General features: G+C 59.6%; 17 protein-coding genes. 9 read left to right on the forward strand and 8 right to left on the reverse strand.

Features of this window, described 5'->3' with window-relative positions:
* The first annotated feature begins 7 nt into the window (after positions 1 to 7).
* Entirely contained in the window at positions 8 to 2,239 is a 2,232-nt protein-coding gene (ppk1, locus tag NL116_RS02480) for a polyphosphate kinase 1 (protein ID WP_494375876.1), read from the forward strand.
* Positions 2,240 to 2,352: 113 nt separating this feature from the next.
* On the opposite strand, the gene ppx is transcribed toward ppk1, so the two are convergent.
* The 5 genes from ppx to NL116_RS02505 form a co-directional block, all read right to left on the reverse strand.
* Positions 2,353 to 3,855 carry an exopolyphosphatase gene (ppx, locus tag NL116_RS02485; protein WP_494375877.1) on the reverse strand — a complete coding sequence of 501 codons (1,503 nt, stop codon included), beginning with the start codon at positions 3,853 to 3,855 and terminating at the stop codon, positions 2,353 to 2,355.
* 129 nt (positions 3,856 to 3,984) lie between these two features.
* Entirely contained in the window at positions 3,985 to 4,722 is a 738-nt protein-coding gene (locus NL116_RS02490) for an amino acid ABC transporter ATP-binding protein (protein ID WP_494375878.1), read from the reverse strand.
* Positions 4,709 to 5,359 carry an amino acid ABC transporter permease gene (locus tag NL116_RS02495; RefSeq protein WP_494375879.1) on the reverse strand — a complete coding sequence of 217 codons (651 nt, stop codon included), beginning with the start codon at positions 5,357 to 5,359 and terminating at the stop codon, positions 4,709 to 4,711. The genes NL116_RS02490 and NL116_RS02495 overlap by 14 nt, the downstream gene beginning before the upstream one ends.
* Positions 5,356 to 6,024, reverse strand: coding sequence for an amino acid ABC transporter permease (locus NL116_RS02500; RefSeq protein WP_494375880.1), 669 nt, complete (start codon positions 6,022 to 6,024; stop codon positions 5,356 to 5,358). Before NL116_RS02500 ends, NL116_RS02495 begins: the two co-directional genes overlap by 4 nt.
* Before the next feature lie 21 nt (positions 6,025 to 6,045).
* Positions 6,046 to 6,831 carry a transporter substrate-binding domain-containing protein gene (locus tag NL116_RS02505; protein ID WP_494375881.1) on the reverse strand — a complete coding sequence of 262 codons (786 nt, stop codon included), beginning with the start codon at positions 6,829 to 6,831 and terminating at the stop codon, positions 6,046 to 6,048.
* A gap of 255 nt (positions 6,832 to 7,086) precedes the next feature.
* Here NL116_RS02505 and NL116_RS02510 point away from each other — a divergent pair, with 255 nt between their 5' ends.
* The 6 genes from NL116_RS02510 to NL116_RS02535 all read left to right on the forward strand — a co-directional run bounded on the left by NL116_RS02510 (position 7,087) and on the right by NL116_RS02535 (position 14,406).
* Complete coding sequence (locus NL116_RS02510) at positions 7,087 to 7,794, forward strand: FadR/GntR family transcriptional regulator (RefSeq protein ID WP_494375882.1); 708 nt, start codon at positions 7,087 to 7,089, stop codon at positions 7,792 to 7,794.
* Between the two features lie 120 nt (positions 7,795 to 7,914).
* Entirely contained in the window at positions 7,915 to 8,244 is a 330-nt protein-coding gene (trxA, locus tag NL116_RS02515; RefSeq protein WP_064379931.1) for a thioredoxin TrxA, read from the forward strand.
* A 247-nt stretch (positions 8,245 to 8,491) separates the two neighbouring features.
* Positions 8,492 to 9,751, forward strand: a complete 1,260-nt coding sequence (rho, locus tag NL116_RS02520) for a transcription termination factor Rho (protein ID WP_007942421.1) — start codon at positions 8,492 to 8,494, stop codon at positions 9,749 to 9,751.
* 147 nt (positions 9,752 to 9,898) lie between these two features.
* The gene (locus tag NL116_RS02525; protein ID WP_494375883.1) at positions 9,899 to 11,902 is read left to right on the forward strand and encodes an acyltransferase family protein; all 2,004 of its coding nucleotides are present in this window, start codon (positions 9,899 to 9,901) and stop codon (positions 11,900 to 11,902) included.
* Between the two features lie 69 nt (positions 11,903 to 11,971).
* Positions 11,972 to 13,438 (forward strand): 4-hydroxy-3-polyprenylbenzoate decarboxylase, encoded by a 1,467-nt coding sequence (gene ubiD, locus NL116_RS02530; protein WP_007942423.1) that lies wholly within the window; start codon positions 11,972 to 11,974, stop codon positions 13,436 to 13,438.
* Positions 13,438 to 14,406 (forward strand): CDP-6-deoxy-delta-3,4-glucoseen reductase, encoded by a 969-nt coding sequence (locus NL116_RS02535; protein ID WP_494375884.1) that lies wholly within the window; start codon positions 13,438 to 13,440, stop codon positions 14,404 to 14,406. The genes ubiD and NL116_RS02535 overlap by 1 nt, the downstream gene beginning before the upstream one ends.
* Positions 14,407 to 14,466: 60 nt before the next feature.
* Here NL116_RS02535 and NL116_RS02540 read toward each other — a convergent pair whose 3' ends face one another.
* A complete protein-coding gene (locus tag NL116_RS02540; protein WP_494375885.1) occupies positions 14,467 to 14,943 on the reverse strand; it encodes a sn-glycerol-3-phosphate transporter in 477 nt (158 codons plus the stop codon).
* A gap of 351 nt (positions 14,944 to 15,294) precedes the next feature.
* Between NL116_RS02540 and NL116_RS02545 the strand changes: the two genes are divergently transcribed.
* Positions 15,295 to 15,963 carry a gamma-glutamylcyclotransferase gene (locus NL116_RS02545; protein WP_494375886.1) on the forward strand — a complete coding sequence of 223 codons (669 nt, stop codon included), beginning with the start codon at positions 15,295 to 15,297 and terminating at the stop codon, positions 15,961 to 15,963.
* Here the strand turns inward: NL116_RS02545 and glpT are convergent.
* Positions 15,939 to 17,288, reverse strand: a complete 1,350-nt coding sequence (glpT, locus tag NL116_RS02550) for a glycerol-3-phosphate transporter (RefSeq protein ID WP_494375887.1) — start codon at positions 17,286 to 17,288, stop codon at positions 15,939 to 15,941. The two genes, NL116_RS02545 and glpT, sit on opposite strands and share 25 nt — an antisense overlap.
* 306 nt (positions 17,289 to 17,594) lie before the next feature.
* A complete protein-coding gene (locus NL116_RS02555; protein WP_494375888.1) occupies positions 17,595 to 18,572 on the reverse strand; it encodes an NADPH:quinone oxidoreductase family protein in 978 nt (325 codons plus the stop codon).
* Between the two features lie 149 nt (positions 18,573 to 18,721).
* Here NL116_RS02555 and NL116_RS02560 point away from each other — a divergent pair, with 149 nt between their 5' ends.
* A complete protein-coding gene (locus tag NL116_RS02560) occupies positions 18,722 to 19,129 on the forward strand; it encodes a flagellar basal body-associated protein FliL (RefSeq protein WP_494375889.1) in 408 nt (135 codons plus the stop codon).
* Positions 19,130 to 19,152: the final 23 nt, after the last annotated feature.

Consider the following 19,152-nt stretch of genomic DNA (forward strand, 5'->3'; position numbering starts at 1 on the left):
ACATTTCATGAATACCGAAGGACTGACTGAAGTTGCCGTAAAAGAGGCTCAACCCCTGGTCGAGCAAATCGCCGAAACCCCGCCGGAGCTCGAGCCTGCTCCGCCCGCGGTGGTGGCCGAAACCGCTGCCACCGCGGCGCCGGCGCCGGCGATTGCCATTCCCGGTCTGGATGACAGCAGCCTGTACATCCACCGCGAGCTCTCGCAACTGCAATTCAACATCCGCGTGCTGGAACAGGCGCTGGATGAGTCCTACCCCTTGCTGGAGCGGCTTAAGTTTCTGCTGATCTTCTCCAGCAACCTGGACGAGTTCTTCGAAATTCGTGTGGCCGGCTTGAAAAAGCAAATCACCTTCGCCCGTGAACAAGCCGGTGCCGACGGCCTGCAACCGCATCAGGCCCTGGCGCGCATCAGCGAGCTGGTACACGGTCACGTTGACCGCCAGTACGCGATCCTCAACGACATTCTGTTGCCGGAACTGGAGAAACATCAGGTCCGCTTCATTCGTCGGCGTCACTGGACCACCAAGATCAAAACCTGGGTGCGCCGCTATTTTCGCGACGAGATCGCGCCGATCATCACCCCGATCGGCCTCGACCCGACGCACCCGTTCCCGTTGCTGGTGAACAAGAGCCTGAACTTCATCGTCGAACTCGAAGGCATCGACGCCTTCGGTCGCGATTCCGGTCTGGCGATCATCCCGGCGCCGCGTCTGCTGCCGCGCGTGATCAAGGTGCCGGAAGAAGTCGGCGGCGCCGGCGACAACTATGTGTTCCTGTCGTCGATGATCCACGCTCACGCCGATGACTTGTTCCAGGGCATGAAGGTCAAGGGCTGCTACCAGTTCCGCCTGACCCGAAATGCCGACCTGGCGCTGGATTCCGAAGATGTGGAAGACCTTGCCCGCGCACTGCGCGGCGAGTTGTTCTCGCGTCGCTACGGTGACGCGGTGCGTCTGGAAGTTGCCGATACGTGCCCGAAACACTTGTCGGACTACTTGCTCAAGCAGTTCAACCTGCACGAGACCGAGCTGTATCAGGTCAACGGTCCGGTCAACCTGACCCGCCTGTTCAGCATTACCGGCCTGGACAGTCAGCGAGCGCTGCAATACACGCCGTTTACCCCACAGATCCCGAAACTACTGCAGAACAGCGAGAACATCTTCAGCGTGATCAGCAAGCAGGACATTCTGCTGCTGCACCCGTTCGAGTCATTCACCCCGGTGGTCGACCTGCTGCGCCAGGCCGCCAAGGACCCGCATGTACTGGCGGTCCGCCAGACGCTGTACCGTTCCGGCGCCAACTCGGAAATCGTTGATGCGCTGGTCGATGCCGCGCGTAACGGCAAAGAGGTCACCGCGGTAATCGAGTTGCGTGCGCGCTTCGATGAAGAGTCCAACCTGCAACTGGCCAGCCGTCTGCAAGCGGCCGGTGCGGTGGTGATTTACGGCGTGGTCGGCTTCAAGACTCACGCCAAGATGATGCTGATTCTGCGTCGCGAAGCCGGCGAGATCGTGCGTTACGCGCATTTGGGAACAGGTAACTACCACGCGGCCAACGCCCGCCTGTACACCGACTACAGCTTGCTGACCTCAGACGACGCCTTGTGCGAAGACGTCGGCAAACTGTTCAGCCAGTTGATCGGCATGGGCAAGACCCTGCGCATGAAGAAGCTGCTGCACGCGCCGTTCACGCTGAAGAAAGGCATGCTCGACATGATTGCCCGGGAGACTCAGTTCGCCCTCGACGGCAAACCGGCACACATCATCGCCAAGTTCAACTCGCTGACCGATCCGAAGATCATCCGCGCGCTGTACAAGGCCAGCCAGTCGGGCGTGCGCATCGACCTTGTCGTACGCGGCATGTGCTGCCTGCGTCCGGGTATCGCCGGGGTGTCTCACAACATCCACGTTCGTTCGATCATTGGTCGCTTCCTGGAACATACCCGGGTCTTCTACTTCCTCAATGGTGGCGACGAACAGATGTTCCTCTCCAGTGCCGACTGGATGGAGCGCAACCTCGACAAACGTGTCGAGACCTGTTTCCCGGTGGAAGGTCGCAAGCTGATTGTGCGGGTCAAGAAAGAGCTGGAGCTGTACCTCACCGACAACACGCACAGCTGGAGTCTGCAGTCGGATGGTCGTTACATCCGTAACACGCCGACTGGCAACCAGAACCCGCGCAGTGCGCAGGCGACGTTGCTGGAGCGTTTGGGCAGCCCGATCCTGACCGTTCGTTAACGCCCAACACCTGCAGGAGCGAGCCCTCGCCACACGTTCAGTCCCACAGGGGATTGTGTCGCTTGCTGAATCGCAAGCATAAAAAAGGCCTTCCGAAGAAGGCCTTTTCAGTTTCAGCGGGCGTTCAGGACAATGTCGACGCGGGTGAGCCATTCCGCTTCGATGGCGAAGTCGGCCTGGGTCAGTTGGTTTTCGTCCAGCCATTGGTCCGGGAACACCACCTCCAGACTGTTGCCATTGGCGTTCAATTCCACTTGAGGCATTTGCTGGGTGCCGCGGATGTGATGGAACAGGATCGCAAAGCGCAGCAGCACGCACAGGCGGATCAGCTTGATGCCGTGATCGCCGAACTCGGCGAATTTGTCCTTGGGAATGTTGCGTCGGTGACCACGCACCAGCAGCGCCAGCATTTGCTGGTCCTCGCGGGAGAACCCGGCGAGGTCCGAGTGCTCGATCAGGTAGGCGCCATGCTTGTGGTACTGATAGTGAGCAATGTCCAGGCCCACTTCGTGGACCTTGGCAGCCCAACCGAGCAGTTCGCGCCACACGCCGTCATCCAGATCCCAATCCTTGGCTACTTGATCGAAGGCGTGCAATGCCTTGCGCTCGACCCGGGCCGCTTGTTCCAGGTCGACGTGATAACGCTCCATCAGCGAGCTGAGCGTGCGCTCACGGACGTCTTCGTGGTGATGACGGCCTAGCAGGTCATAGAGCACGCCTTCACGCAAGGCGCCTTCGCAGTGGTCCATGCGCTGAAGTTCGAGGGCGTCGAAAATCGCCTCGAGGATCGCCAAACCCGCCGGAAAAATCGCCCGGCGGTCGGGCTTGATGCCGTCAAAGTCGATTTTCTCGACGTCGCCGAGCTTGATCAGTTTGCGTTTGAGCCAGGCCAGGCCCTCAGCATTCACCTCGCCCGTGCCGTGGCCGCCGGCCTTCAGTGCCAGGCCGATGGCACGGATGGTGCCCGAGGAGCCGATGGCTTCATCCCAGGTCAGGCGGTGCAGGGCGTGCTCGATGCTCATGATCTCCAGCCGTGCCGCGGTGTACGCCTGGGCGTAGCGGGCCGGGGTGATCTTGCCGTCCTTGAAATAGCGCTGGGTGTAGCTGACACAGCCCATTTGCAGGCTTTCGCGCAGCAGCGGTTCGAAGCGCTGGCCGATGATGAATTCGGTACTGCCGCCGCCGATGTCGGCCACCAGGCGTTTGCCCGGGGTGTCGGCAAGGGTGTGGGACACACCGAGGTAAATCAGGCGTGCTTCTTCACGGCCGGAGATGACTTCCACCGGGTGGCCGAGGATGTCTTCGGCGCGGCGGATGAATTCGGCGCGGTTACGGGCCTCGCGCAGGGCGTTGGTGCCGACGATGCGCACGGCGCCCGGTGGCATGCCGTTGATCAGTTGGGCAAACCGCTTGAGGCAGTCGAGCCCGCGCTGCATGGATTCTTCGTTGAGATGGCGCGCTTCGTCGATGCCGGCGGCCAGCTGAACCTTCTCCCCGAGACGCTCGAGAATACGGATTTCGCCGTTCTGGGCTTTGGCCACGACCATGTGAAAGCTGTTGGAGCCCAGGTCGATTGCGGCGATCAGGGACAGATTCTTGGCTTGGGATTGCGGCATGGTCGGGGGGTCTCGGTCGATAACCTCGACATCGTGCCACGATCAAAGGCTGACGCCAACGCGCAGTGTTCAAAGCGTTGATCCAGCACAACCCTGTGGCGATCCGACAAGCCCCCTCGCCACAGTGAATTATCCAGCGTGTTCAACCGTCCCGATGAAATTCGCCAGCTCCGCCGTCTGCGGATTGGCAAACAACATCTTCGGATCCCCCGCCTCATGCACCTTGCCCTGATGCATGAACACCAACTTGTCCCCAACCTCCCGGGCAAAGCGCATTTCGTGGGTGACCATGATCAGCGTCATCCCGTCCCTGGCCAGTTGCCGAACCACACTCAGCACTTCATTGACCAGCTCGGGATCCAGCGCCGAGGTAATCTCATCGCACAACAACACCTTGGGCGACATCGCCAACGCGCGGGCAATGGCCACCCGCTGTTGTTGCCCGCCGGACAGCCGGTCGGGGAACGCATCAAACTTTTCGCCCAGCCCGACACGTTCGAGCATCTGCCGCGCCAGCTCGGCTGCTTTGGCTTTCGGTACTTTCTGCACCACTTGCGGCGCGAGCATGACGTTCTCGCCTACGGTCAGGTGCGGGAACAGGTTGAATTGCTGAAACACCATGCCGACTTTCTGCCGCAGGCTGCGCAAGTCCGCACGTGCGGCGTCGAGGTATTCGCCGTCGACTTCGATCACACCATCGTTGATCGACTCCAGGCCGTTCAATGTGCGCAACAACGTGGATTTGCCCGAGCCGCTACGGCCGATGATCGCCACCACCTGGCCTTCCTCGACGCTCAGGTCGATGCCTTTGAGCACATGGTGATCGCCATAGTATTTATGCAGGGCGGAAATTCTAAGCAGAGGCATGCAGTCTCCTTTCCAGGTAGCGCGCGCTGAGGGACAAGGGGTAGCAGAGCAGGAAGTAACCGAGGGCAACCAAGCCATACACCATGAAGGGTTCGAAGGTGGCGTTGGCGAGCATGCCGCCGGTCTTGGTCAGTTCGGTGAAACCGATGATGGAGGTCACGGCAGTGCCTTTGACCACTTGCACCGAAAACCCCACGGTTGGCGCCACAGCGATCCGCAGCGCTTGCGGCAGGATCACGTAACGCAGTTGCTCCAACGGATTGAGCGCCAGGCTTGATGACGCTTCCCACTGGCCGTGGGGGATCGATTCGACGCAACCGCGCCAGATCTCCGCCAGGTACGCGCTGGTGAACAGCGTCAGGGCCAGCGCCGCCGCCATCCATGGCGAAATGTCTACACCGGCCAGGGCGACGCCGAAGAACACCAGAAACAGCTGCATCAATAGCGGCGTGCCCTGGAACAGTTCGATGTACGTGCGGGCGACGTTACGCGGCAGGGGTTTTTTTGAAATGCGCATGACCATGATCAGCAAGCCAATCAAGCCGCCGCCAATAAACGCCACCAGCGACAGCGCCAGGGTCCATTGCAGGCCCGTGAGCAAGTTGCGCACGACGTCCCAAAAGGTGAAATCGCTCATTGGCGGCTCCTGACGATGTACCGGCGCCCGATCCAGTTCAGTAACTGGCGGATCAGCAGCGCCATGCACAGATAGAGCAGGGTGGTCAGGGCATAGGTTTCAAAGGCGCGGAAGTTGCGCGATTGAATGAAGTTGGCGGCGAAACTCAACTCTTCGGTCGCGATCTGCGAGCAGACGGCCGAACCCAGCATGACGATGATGATCTGGCTGCTCAGCGCCGGCCAGACTTTGCCCAGGGCCGGCAGCAAGACCACATGGCGGAACGCTTCGAAGCGGTTCATCGCCAAGGCGGCAGCGGCTTCAAGCTGCCCTCGGGGGATCGCCTGGATGCCTGCACGGATGATCTCGGTGGAATAGGCGCCCAGGTTGATCACCATCGCCAGCACGGCGGCCTGCCATTCTGAAATCTGCACACCCAGGGAGGGCAATCCGAAAAAGATGAAAAACAGCTGCACCAGAAACGGGGTGTTGCGGATCAGCTCGACGTAAACCCCGAATATTGTCGCGAACGGGCGAATGTTCCACGCCCGCACTAACGCCCCGACGATGCCCAGACTGACGCCCAGCACAGTGCCAATGGCCGTCAATTCAAGGGTGAACAGCGCACCGCGCAACAACAGGTCGGTGTTTTGCACCACCGGCAGAAAGTCGAACTGATAAGCCATGCTCAGCCTCCTTGGCGAAAATCAGAGATCGGCCGGCAACGGTTCTTTCAACCAGGTACGGGAATTTTTCTCCAGTGCGCCATCCGTCCTGGCGGTGGCCAGGATCTGGTTGACCTTGCCCAACAGCGCCGGCTCGTTCTTGTTCACGCCCACGTAGACCGGCGAATCCTTGAGCTTCACTTTCAATGCGGGCACACGTTTCGGGCTTTTCTCGCTGATCGCCACCATCACCACGTTGCCGCTGGCGATCAGGTCAACCTGGCCGGCGAGGTAGGCGGCGATGGTCGAGTTGTTGTCTTCGAAGCGCTTGATGGTCACGCCTTCGGGGGCCACCTTGGTCAGTTCGATGTCTTCGATGGCGCCACGGGTGACGCTGACGGTTTTACCCTTGAGGTCGTCCAGGCTTTTGATGTCGGCGTCTGGCGGACCGAACACGGCGAGGTAGAACGGCGCGTAGGCGCTGGAGAAATCGATGACTTTCTCGCGCTCGGGGTTCTTGCCGAGGCTGGAGATCACCAGATCCACCTTTCCGGTGGTCAGGAACGGGATGCGGTTGGTGCTGTTGACCGGGGTCAGTTCGAGTTTGACCTTGAGCTGATCGGCCAGCAGTTTTGCGGTATCGATGTCCAGGCCGCGCGGTTTCATGTCCGGGCCGACCGAGCCGAATGGCGGGAAGTCCTGCGGCACGGCGACTTTGAGAACGCCGCGTTTGACCACCTCCTCCAGACCGTCGGCGTGGGCGGGCGCCTGGCTCAGTATCAGGCTGGCAAACAGGGCGGCAAGGAGGGCGCTGTAACGCTGGGTCATGGCAAATCTCCGGATCGGCGAAAAGTGAAGGCTGCGGCTCGACAGAGCACGGGCCATGCCAAGACTCGGTTTCAGGGGGCGCAGGCCGCGGGTTTACTGGCGTTGATCGGTCTTACTGGTCTGAACAGTCAACGGGTGTTTCGCACCCCGATAGCGCATCGCCGGAAACGACCGAACCCCCTTGGGGCACGACTTGCCGGGCGTCGCGATTAGCTTTACAACTGAGCACTCATTGGCCTGCCTGTTTGAAAAACCATGAATTCGATCTCCCGCGCCGTTCCTGAAGTGGCCTTGCTGGCCATCCGCAAATTGATCACCGAGCGAGGTTTCGGGCCAGGCGATGCCTTGCCCTCTCAACGGGACCTGGCGGTGCAGCTGGGGGTCAGTCGGGCGTCATTGCGTGAGGCGTTGTCGTCGCTGAGTGCACTGGGCGTGATCAGTATCCAGCCAGGTAAAGGCGTGTTCGTGCAGTCGCCGGTGGACCTGTCGCGTGACGAGGCAGCGGTGAGCTGGCCATTCGCTGCCCAGGCCTCGCCGCTGGATATTTTCCAGTTGCGTTATGCCCTTGAAGGTTTTGCCTCCGGTTTGGCGGCAATCACCTTGAGCACACAAGCGCTGGATGCGCTGGAAGACAATGTCGCTGCCATGCGCCAGGAATTGAAGGCCGGGGACTTCGAGGCGGCGGCGCGGCTGGATTTCGAATTTCACCGGTGCATCCTGCTGGCCAGCGGCAATCAGGCGATGCTGAGCATCCTGACCGCCAGCGCCGAGATCTTTCTGGAGAGTCAGAAGCTTCCGTTCATCCGGGCTGAGCGGGCCATGGAAACCTGGCATGAGCACCGCAAAATTCTCCGCGCGCTGACTCGACGGGCCTCCGGCGCGGCGCAGAAGGCGATGCGCGAACATGTACGAAACGCGGCGCTGCGTACAGGGATTGCCTTCGTCGCTCCCGCCACCTCCTGACTTGAGCTATACCCAAACTCATGGGCCACCATAGCGAGACTCAATCATCTGCACCTTCCTGAACGAGGGAAGGGCGGCTATGATGGGCCACGTTTTTTTGCTTACAACCTGGAGACTTCCATGAGCAGCGATCTTATCAAACACGTTAGCGACGCTAGCTTCGAGGCTGACGTACTCAAGGCCGAAGGCGCTGTACTGGTCGACTACTGGGCTGAATGGTGTGGCCCATGCAAAATGATCGCACCTGTCCTGGACGAGATTGCTGAAACCTACAAAGGCAAGCTGACCGTTGCCAAGCTGAACATCGACGAAAACCAGGAAACCCCGGCCAAGCATGGCGTGCGTGGTATCCCGACGCTGATGCTGTTCAAGAACGGCAACGTTGAAGCGACCAAGGTCGGCGCGCTGTCCAAGTCGCAACTGGCTGCCTTTCTCGACGCCAACCTCTAAGCGTCGATCAAAGCGTGATCAAAAAGGCCCCGCACATTGCGGGGCCTTTTCGTTATTCAGGGCTAGACGCTCCGAAATTCAGGTGGTACATTCGGCCCCGCACTGGTTTCTCCATTGCCCCCTGCTAGCCGTCGCCGACGCACTCCTTTTCGAATAAGTACGCGATCCTGTCGCCTTCTCTGCGGCGCGGCCTCATTAAGCCAAAAGCTTAATTTCCCCCCTCCATAAATGATTACGTCATTCCTATATGAATCTGACTGAACTCAAGCAAAAGCCGATTACCGAACTGCTCGAATTGGCCGAACAGATGGGCATAGAAAATATGGCCCGTTCGCGCAAGCAGGACGTGATTTTCTCCCTGCTCAAAAAGCACGCTAAAAGCGGCGAGGAAATCTCCGGTGATGGCGTGCTGGAGATTCTCCAGGACGGCTTCGGCTTCCTGCGCTCCGCTGACGCTTCCTATCTCGCCGGCCCGGACGATATCTACGTCTCGCCGAGCCAGATCCGCCGTTTCAACTTGCGCACCGGTGACACCATCGTTGGCAAGATCCGCCCTCCAAAGGAAGGCGAGCGTTATTTCGCGCTGCTCAAGGTCGACACGATCAACTACGATCGTCCCGAGAATGCGAAAAACAAGATTCTCTTCGAGAACCTGACCCCGCTGTTCCCGACTGTGCGCATGAAGATGGAGGCCGGTAACGGTTCCACCGAAGACTTGACCGGTCGTGTCATCGACCTGTGCGCCCCGATCGGCAAAGGCCAGCGCGGTCTGATCGTTGCACCGCCGAAAGCCGGTAAAACCATCATGCTGCAGAACATTGCAGCGAACATCGCCCGTAACAATCCTGAAGTTCATCTGATCGTGCTGCTGATCGATGAACGTCCGGAAGAAGTGACCGAAATGCAGCGCACCGTGCGCGGCGAAGTGGTTGCCTCGACGTTCGATGAGCCGCCAACCCGCCACGTGCAGGTTGCCGAAATGGTGATCGAGAAGGCCAAGCGCCTGGTCGAGCACAAGAAAGACGTGGTGATCCTGCTCGACTCCATCACCCGTCTGGCTCGCGCCTACAACACCGTGATCCCGAGCTCCGGCAAGGTTCTGACCGGTGGTGTCGATGCCCACGCCCTGGAGAAACCGAAACGTTTCTTCGGCGCCGCGCGGAACATCGAAGAAGGCGGTTCGCTGACCATCATCGCCACCGCGCTGGTTGAAACCGGCTCGAAGATGGACGAAGTGATCTACGAAGAATTCAAAGGCACCGGCAACATGGAACTGCCTCTGGACCGTCGTATCGCTGAAAAACGCGTCTTCCCGGCCATCAACATCAACCGTTCCGGTACCCGCCGCGAAGAGTTGCTGACGGCCGACGACGAGTTGCAGCGTATGTGGATCCTGCGCAAGCTGCTGCACCCGATGGACGAAATCGCTGCCATCGAGTTTCTGGTCGACAAGCTGAAAACGACCAAGACCAACGACGAGTTCTTCTTGTCGATGAAGCGTAAGTAAGACGGTTTTTTAACCGCTAAAAATGGCGTCCTTCGGGGCGCCATTTTTTTTTGCAAAAAAAAGGGAGGTTTGCGACAGCCATTTGTCAGTACAGAAGCAAATTGGGCATACGACCCAAACTACTTTATCTGACTGGCATTTTTGTTTATGAGCACGCTTGCTTATCGAAGGGACATCGACGGTTTACGCGCCATCGCGGTGATTGCCGTGGTGTTGTTCCATTTTGGTGTTCCTGGCTTCACCGGCGGCTTCGTCGGCGTCGACATATTTTTTGTGATTTCCGGCTACCTGATTACCTCGATTATCTGGAATCAGCGCCAGGCCGGGCGTTTCAGCTTTGTGGATTTCTGGGCGCGTCGTGCGCGGCGGATTCTGCCGGCGCTGTTCGTGATGATTCTCGCGGTGCTGGCGGTGGGCTGGTTTTTGCTGGCGCCCAAGGATTACGAAGAGCTGGGCCGCTCGGTGCGCTACCAGGTGATGTTCGTGTCCAACCTCCTGTTTGTGCGTCAGGACGGCTATTTTGATGTTGCCTCCGATCTCAAGCCGTTGCTGCACACATGGTCACTGGCGGTTGAAGAGCAGTTCTATATTGTCTTCCCGCTGCTGCTGACGGTGCTGTCGAGTCGCCTCAAGCATTGGCGATTGGCGCTGTTCGGTGTGCTGCTGGTGTCGTTCGGGCTCAGCGTCTGGGCCGTGGCGCATCATCCCGAGAAAGCCTTTTTCCTGTTGCCGATGCGCGCCTGGGAGTTGTTGGCCGGCGCCATGCTGGCGGTTTCGCCAAGAACCGGTTGGCGCCTGACCTCTACGGGCGCGCAAGTGGTGAGCCTGGCCGGCTCCGCTTTGATTCTGCTGGCCGTGTTCTGTTATGACAAAGGCACGCCATTCCCCGGCGCCGCGGCGTTGCTGCCGACGCTGGGCGTGGTGGCGCTGATCTGGGCCAACGGCCATCGGCCAACCCTGGTCGGTGGCTTGCTCGCCAGCCGTGTGTTGGTCGGGCTCGGGCTGATTTCCTATTCCTGGTACCTGTGGCACTGGCCGGTGTTTGTCTTTGCCAGCTATGCCAGCGTTGATGAGCCCGGCCCGTTCGATATTTCGGGGTTGATTCTGCTCAGTCTGGTGTTGGGTTATCTGTCGTGGCGATTCGTCGAGACGCCGTTCCGCGAGCGGCGGTTGTTGGCGGGGCGTCGGCAGATTCTGCTCGCGGCAGTGTGTGGGGTGCTGTTGCTGGGGCTGGCCGGCCAGGCGTTGCGCTGGACCGATGGTTTGCCAGTGCGCCTGCCTGACCAGGCCTTGCAGTACGCCAAAGGGAAGGAGTGGCGCCCGGAACTGATGCGCTGCCTGGCCAACGATAAAACCCCAGACGAAAAGCTCTTTTGTCATTACGGGGGGCCAACGCCGACCGCGTCAAAGGCGTTGGTCTGGGGCGACAGTCATGCCACCGCGCTGATCCCGGTATTCGACGATGGCGCACAAAAGCACGGCGTCAGCGTGATACTCGCCAGTTCCCCCGGGTGCATTCCGGTCGAAGGGTTGGAACACGATCCTCAGTGTGGCCGGTTCAACCGCCGGGTCGAGCAGGCCATGAAACCGCAATCGGTGGGCGATGTGGTGCTGGTTGCACGCTGGAGCCTGTACCTCTATGGCGATGTGAAAGGCGACCTCGGGCACGTGCTGCGCGACACCCATGGCCGCTATGACCGGGCGATCGCCGAGCAACGCCTGGCCGAAGGGTTGCAGGCCACCGTGCGGCAACTGCGCAGCGGCGGGCATCGCGTCTGGCTGGTCAAGGAAGCACCGCTACAGCAGTTCAGTCCGCCTTACCGTCTCAGTCGCCTGGCCATGTTGCATCGTCCAACCGATGACGTTGGGTTGCCGGTGACCGAGCACTTCAAACGTCAGGCCTTCATCAGCCAGTTGTTCGCGCAAATAGCGGCCGCCAATCCCGGCGTGACCGTGGTCGATCCGGCCCCTCTGCTGTGCGATGACGAAGGTCTTTGTCGTGCCGAGCGCGACGGTCATTCGCTGTACACCGACGACAATCACCTGTCGGAGGTCGGGGCTCGCGTCATCGCGCCGGCACTTGAGCCGTTGTTCAGGCACCTGCAAGCCCGGGCTACTCTTGGCAATGGCAACCCAAATGCGGCCAGGTAATCAGCGATAAGCTGCCAGCGGACGGCAGAGCAGGTAGGATGTACGCCTATTTTAGGGGTGCCATCGTCAATGAAATTCAAGGACCTTCGGGATTTCGTGCAGCAGCTTGAGCAGCGCGGAGAGTTGAAACGCATCCAGATCCCCGTCTCTCCAGTGCTGGAGATGACCGAAGTCTGTGATCGCACACTGCGGGCCAAAGGCCCGGCGCTGCTGTTCGAGAACCCGACCGGCTATGACATTCCGGTGCTCGGCAACCTGTTCGGCACCCCCGAGCGGGTCGCCATGGGCATGGGCGCCGAGGCGGTCAGCGAGCTGCGCGAAATCGGCAAGCTGCTGGCCTTCCTCAAGGAGCCTGAGCCGCCGAAGGGTCTGAAAGACGCCTGGTCGAAGTTGCCGATCTTCCGCAAGATCATCGCCATGGCGCCCAAAGTGGTCAAAGACGCGGTGTGCCAGGAAGTGGTCATCGAAGGCGACGACGTCGATCTGGCGATGCTCCCGGTGCAAACCTGCTGGCCGGGCGACGTCGGCCCGCTGATCACCTGGGGCCTGACCGTCACCAAAGGCCCGAACAAGGACCGCCAGAACCTCGGCATCTACCGTCAGCAAGTGATTGGCCGGAACAAGGTCATCATGCGCTGGTTGAGCCACCGTGGCGGCGCGCTGGATTACCGCGAGTGGTGCGAGAAGCATCCCGGCCAGCCGTTCCCGGTGTCCGTAGCACTGGGCGCGGACCCGGCGACCATCCTCGGTGCCGTGACGCCGGTGCCGGACAGCCTCTCCGAATACGCCTTCGCCGGTCTGCTGCGTGGCAACCGCACCGAACTGGTGAAGTGCCGTGGCAACGACCTGCAAGTCCCGGCCACCGCTGAAATCATCCTTGAAGGCGTGATCCATCCGGGCGAGATGGCCGACGAAGGCCCCTACGGCGACCACACCGGTTACTACAACGAAGTCGACAGCTTCCCGGTGTTCACCGTCGAGCGCATCACCCACCGGATCAAGCCGATTTACCACAGCACCTACACCGGCCGACCGCCGGATGAGCCGGCGATTCTCGGCGTGGCGCTGAACGAAGTGTTCGTGCCGATCCTGCAGAAGCAGTTCCCGGAAATCACCGATTTCTACCTGCCGCCCGAAGGCTGCTCGTACCGCATGGCCATCGTGACCATGAAGAAGTCGTATCCAGGGCACGCCAAGCGGGTAATGCTCGGTGTCTGGTCGTTTTTGCGACAGTTCATGTACACCAAGTTCGTTATCGTCACCGATGACGACATCAACGCGCGGGACTGGAACGACGTGATCTGGGCCATCACCACGCGCATGGACCCCAAGCGCGACACGGTGATGATCGACAACACGCCGATCGACTACCTCGACTTTGCCTCGCCGGTCTCCGGCCTGGGCTCGAAAATGGGCCTGGATGCCACGCATAAATGGCCGGGCGAAACCACTCGCGAGTGGGGCCGGGTGATCGTCAAGGACGACGCCGTGACCCAACGGATCGATGCCATCTGGAATCAGTTAGGAATAGATTGATGCGTGTAACCTTGCAGCCCTCCGGAGCAGTGCTAGAGATTCTGCCCGGCGAGCGGATTCTCGATGGTGCGCGGCGCCTGGGCTATGAATGCCCGCAAAGCTGCCGCAACGGCAATTGCCACGTGTGCGCGGCATTGCTGGTGGAAGGGCGAGTCGAACAAGCCGGCAATGTGCGCGACCATGGCGAGTTCTACACTTGCATAGCAGAGCCGCTGGAAGACTGCATTTTGCTGTGGGATGGCGTGCTCGCGCGGGGAGAACTGCCGGTGCGCAGCGTGTCGTGTCAGGTCATTGAATGCAGGGGCGTCGGCGGTGATACCTGGCGCGTGCGGCTGCGCGCGCCGGCCGGCAAGCCACCGCGTTATCACGCGGGTCAGTATTTGATGATCGAGCGTGAGAACGGTGAAAAATCCGCGTTCTCGCTGGCCTCGGCTCCCCATGGCGGGCGGGATCTGGAAATTCATGTCTTGGCGCGCGAAAGCAGTGCGCTGAGCCTGATCGAGCAGCTGCAACGTAATCGGATCGTGCGGGTTGAGCTGCCCTTCGGCGATACGCACCTGGCGGAATTGCCGGACGGTCCGTTGGTGCTGATTGCCGCCGGCACAGGCATGGGCCAGATCCACAGTCTGATCGAACATTGCCGGGCCACGGGCTTCAAGCACCCGGTGCACCTGTATTGGGGCGTGCGTCGCCCAGAAGACTTTTACGAGATCGAGCATTGGGATGAATGGCTGAAGCTGCCCAATCTGTTCTTGCACAAGGTCGTCAGTGATCAGTGCGGCTGGCAAGGGCGCTGCGGGATGCTGCACGAGGCGGTCTGTGAAGACTTCCCGGACCTGAAAGCCTTGCATGTCTACGCCAGCGGCTCACCAGCCATGGTCTATGGCACGCTGGATGCGTTAGTGGAAGCCGGGATGGATGCTCATCAAATGCGCGCTGATGTATTTGCGTATGCGCCTCGATCTTGATCCTCGATCTTGATCCGTGATCTTGATCCGTGATCTTGATCCAGATCTTGAGTCGCGCCCCTAGAAACGTACGCCGGTAGTCACCATGGCTGCGTTGGCACCGAGAAAAACCAGCTCGGCGGCCAACTGGCCGTAGTGGGTACCGACGGACGGAATGATGACCGGTGCAACGCCGAAGTGGTTCAGCGGAATCTTGTCCTTGTAGTCACCGCGATAGCCCTGCAACAGCCCGCCTGTGACTTTCAGATACACCGGATAGTCGCTGCTGTCATAGCGCTTGCCGACGTAGGCGTAATTCGAGCGCTGACGGAACGAGTTGCGAAAAGTTGCCCCGCCAAATACCCAGCCGGAAGCCTCATTGCGTTCGATGCCGATCAAGTCCTGATGATTATTGTGTTCGGGGTCGGGCGAGTAATGCCGGGTATACACACTGGTCTGTGCATACCAGAAGCCATTGTCTTTTTGGGAGTCATACTCAGCCAGTGCCTGGCCGGTATGAATCATTAACAATGCGGCCAAAAGCCATGGATTTTTCATTGTGCAGCCTCGATTAAACGGATGGCTTGCGCCAGAGAGGCCGTTATACGTAGGCGTTCAGCGACGAGAAAGAAGGAAAGTCCGACATTTTAGTAGGAATATCCCTGCATCTTGTTGAACCGATCCTGAACAAGCGAAGGCTTATGCATATTTCATTCGGGTATTTAAGATGTTTCGACAATCGTATTAGGCTATATAAAACCCGATAGCGGGGACTGATACTCCCGATTTAGCGCTATCGCGTCGGTCATACATCCTTTAGCACTTTTCGTTTTACAGTTACTGCTATATGTTCTATTGAGCGAATTGCGCTTACATCTTGTAATAATCGCGGGGCCGAACACTTACGTCATGACAGCCATTGAATCTGCTTTTGTGAATCTGGCTTACCCTCCGCGGCTCGATCTGGGGCCGCAGCTGACACACGAACAACTTCTCGTCTCGATGCAATCGACCATGGCGCGCCACAAGGGTGGGCCGGTGTGGCTGTTCGCCTACGGTTCGTTGATCTGGCGCCCGGAGTGTTCGGCAGTGGAGCGGATGCGCGGGCGAGTGCACGGCTATCATCGTGGCCTATACCTGTGGTCCCACGAGCATCGCGGGACACCGGAAATGCCCGGGCTGGTGTTTGGACTGGATCGCGGCGGTTCGTGCAGCGGTTTTGCTTATCGCTTGCCCGAAGAACAACTTGAATCGTCGCTTTATGCGCTGTGGCAACGTGAGATGCCATTCCCGTCCTACCGCCCGCACTGGCTCAACTGCCGTCTTGAAGACGGAAGCCAGGTACAGGCTTTGGGATTTGTTCTGGAGCGACACCTGCCCAGCTATGCCGGCAACTTGCCGGATCACGTGCTGAGCCAAGTGTTTGAAAACGCTTGCGGGCGCTACGGCACCACTCGCGATTATGTCGAGCAGACCGCCCACGCCCTGCGTAGCCACGCCATGCCGGACCGAAATCTGGAGGCGCGGCTCAAGCGCTGCAAATCAAAATCCGATCAGGCGATCGCTTCGCGGGTCTGACTGGCGACGTTTTTGTGGCCTAGCGTGGGCGCGAGGAACGCCATCGACAGCAGGCAGGCAACGACCAGCAGAATGAAACCGCCATCCCAGCCGAAATAGTCCACCGTGTAGCCCATCAGGGCACTGGCCGCGACGGAGCCACCCAGATAGCCGAACAGACCGGTAAAACCCGCGGCAGTCCCGGCGGCTTTCTTCGGCACCAGTTCCAGCGCTTGCAAGCCGACCAGCATCACCGGGCCGTAGATCAGGAAGCCGATGGCGAACAACGAAATCATGTCGATCATCGGATTGCCCGGCGGGTTCAGCCAATACACGATCGTCGCAACGGTCACCAGCGCCATGAACACCATGCCGGTCAGGCCACGGTTGCCACGGAAGATCTTGTCCGACATCCAGCCGCACAGCAGCGTGCCCGGGATGCCGGCCCACTCGTACAGGAAGTACGCCCACGACGTCTTGTCGAAATCGAAGTGCTTGACCTCTTTGAGGTAGGTCGGCGCCCAATCGAGAATGCCGTAGCGCAGCAGGTAGACGAAGACATTGGCCAGGGCGATGAACCAGAGCATTTTGTTGCGCAGCACATATTTGATGAAGATGTCCTTGGCGCTGAATTCTTCTTCGTGGCTGGCGTCGTAGCCGTCCGGGTAATCGTTTTTGTACTTCTCGATTGGCGGCAGGCCGGTCGATTGCGGTGTGTCTCGCATCACAATGAAGGCAAACACGGCGACCAGCAGCGCCACGGCGGCGGGTACATAGAACTTGCTGTGCCAGTCGTTGAACCAGCCCATGCCGAGAATCGCCAACGGGCCGATCAAACCGCCGCCCACGTTATGCGCGGTGTTCCACACCGACACTACCCGACCGCGCTCTTTCTGCGACCACCAGTGCACCATGGTCCGCCCGCTCGGCGGCCAGCCCATGCCCTGCGCCCAGCCGTTGATGAACAACAGGATGAACATCATCGTCACGCTGGACGTTGCCCAAGGTGCGAAACCGAACACGAACATGACCCCGGCGGAGACCACCAGGCCAAAGGGCAGGAAATAACGCGGGTTGGAGCGGTCGGACACGATGCCCATCAGAAACTTGGACAGGCCGTAGGCGATGGCAATCGCCGACATGGCTACGCCCAGTTGACCCTTTGTGTAGCCTTGGGCAATCAGGTCCGGGAACGCCAGGGTGAAGTTCTTGCGCAGCAGGTAGTAACCCGCATAGCCAATGAATATCCCGGCGAAGATCTGCCAGCGAAGGCGTTTGTACGTGTCGTCTATTTGTTCGTCAGGCAAGGGCGCCTGATGTGCGGCAGGGCGAAAGAAAGCAAACATTCGAGAGCTCCAGATTTCTTGTTTTGACTGCGGATGCGAATGTTACAGTTTCGTTACCGAAAATAGCACCGGTTCGCATTAGCAAAACAGCGAAAATGTGGGCCATCGCGTGTTCCTTTATGAACATGTCGCACAGGTAAAGGTGAAGGGCGGTGTGGGGAATGTCTTTTGCACGCTCTAACGACGAATGTCAGTCCGGGGTAGGACGAGGCTTTGGGAAATGTCCTGCGTTGGAATGGGACGTCGGAAGTTGTTTTGCTCCCGGCAAAAAATGCGGTCTGGACAATCCAGACCGCATTTGCGGGCTCAGCGAACCTGAACCACTACTTTCCCGACCGCCTTGCGCTGGCCGAGATCATTGATCGCCTGCGCCGCATTGCTCAGCGGATATACCTGCGACACCAAAGGCTTCAACTTGCCCTCGGCAAACCAGCCAAACAATTGCTGGAAGTTCGCCGCATTGTCCTGAGGCTGGCGCTGGGCAAACGAACCCCAGAACACACCGACCACGGCTGCGCCTTTGAGCAGCGCCAGGTTGACCGGGAATTGCGGAATACGTCCGCTGGCGAAGCCGACCACCAGCAGGCGGCCGTTCCAGGCGATGGCGCGCACGGCCTGATCAAACAGGTCGCCGCCGACCGGGTCGTAGATCACATCGGCGCCCTGGCCGTCGGTCAGGCGTTTGATCTCGTCCTTGAGGCTGTTTTCGCTGTAATTGATCAGCTCATCGGCGCCCGCCGCTTTTGCCACCGCAAGTTTTTCTGCGCTGCTGGCGGCAGCGATCACGCGGGCGCCCATGGCTTTGCCGATTTCCACGGCCGCAAGGCCCACGCCACCGGAAGCACCCAGCACCAGCAGGGTTTCGCCCGGTTGCAGGTTTGCCCGTTGCTTGAGGGCGTGCATCGACGTGCCGTAGGTCATGCTGAAAGCGGCGGCGGTGTTGAAGTCCATCGAGGGCGGAATCGGCAGCACGTTGTATCCAGGCACGGCAACCTGTTCGGCAAAGCTGCCCCAGCCGGTCAGGGCCATCACTCGATCTCCGACCTTGAGATGGCTGACTTTTTCGCCCACCGCGCTGACCACGCCCGCCGCTTCGCCACCCGGTGAGAACGGGAAGGGCGGCTTGAACTGGTATTTGCCCTCGATGATCAGCGTGTCCGGGAAATTCACCCCGGCGGCGTGCACATCCAGCAGGATTTCGTTCTTCTTCGCGACAGGACTGGCGACGTCTTCCAGCACCAGCGATTCGGCAGGGCCGAAGGCTTTGCACAGCACGGCTTTCATCAGGGCTATTCCTTTGGGAGTGATGGCCGATAAGTGTAGGTGTGTGAGTCGATGGGTCAACGAGCATGCCCGACCCTGATAGTCAGCCATAAGCTTGTGCTTGAGCGGCGGGTCGTTATGCTGGCCGCAAACCGGATAAGGAGCGAATTGTGAAAGCGTGGATCATGTTGTTGCTGGCCCTGTCTCTGCCTGTGGCAGCGATGGCCGAAGAAGCCAAAGAAGGTGAAGCTCCGAAGGTCAATTACATCACCCTGAGCCCGCCGTTCGTGGGCAACTACGGGCTGGACGGTACACCGAAGCTCAAGGTCTACAAGGCCGACATCGCCTTGCGCGTGACCGGCGATGACGCCACCAAGGCAGTGAAGGCCAACGAGCCGTTGATCCGCAATCAACTGGTGGCGTTGTTTGCTCAGCAAACGAGCGAAACGATGAGCAACGTTGAAGCCAAGGAAAAGCTGCGTCAGGAAGCCCTGAAACAGACCCAGCAAGTGATGAGCGACGAAACCGGCAAGCCGGTGGTTGAAGATTTATTGTTCAACAACCTGATCATTCAATAGCGGTCTGTGGCGACGGCGTTTGG

The organism is Pseudomonas sp. FBCC-B1667 (assembly GCF_059133255.1).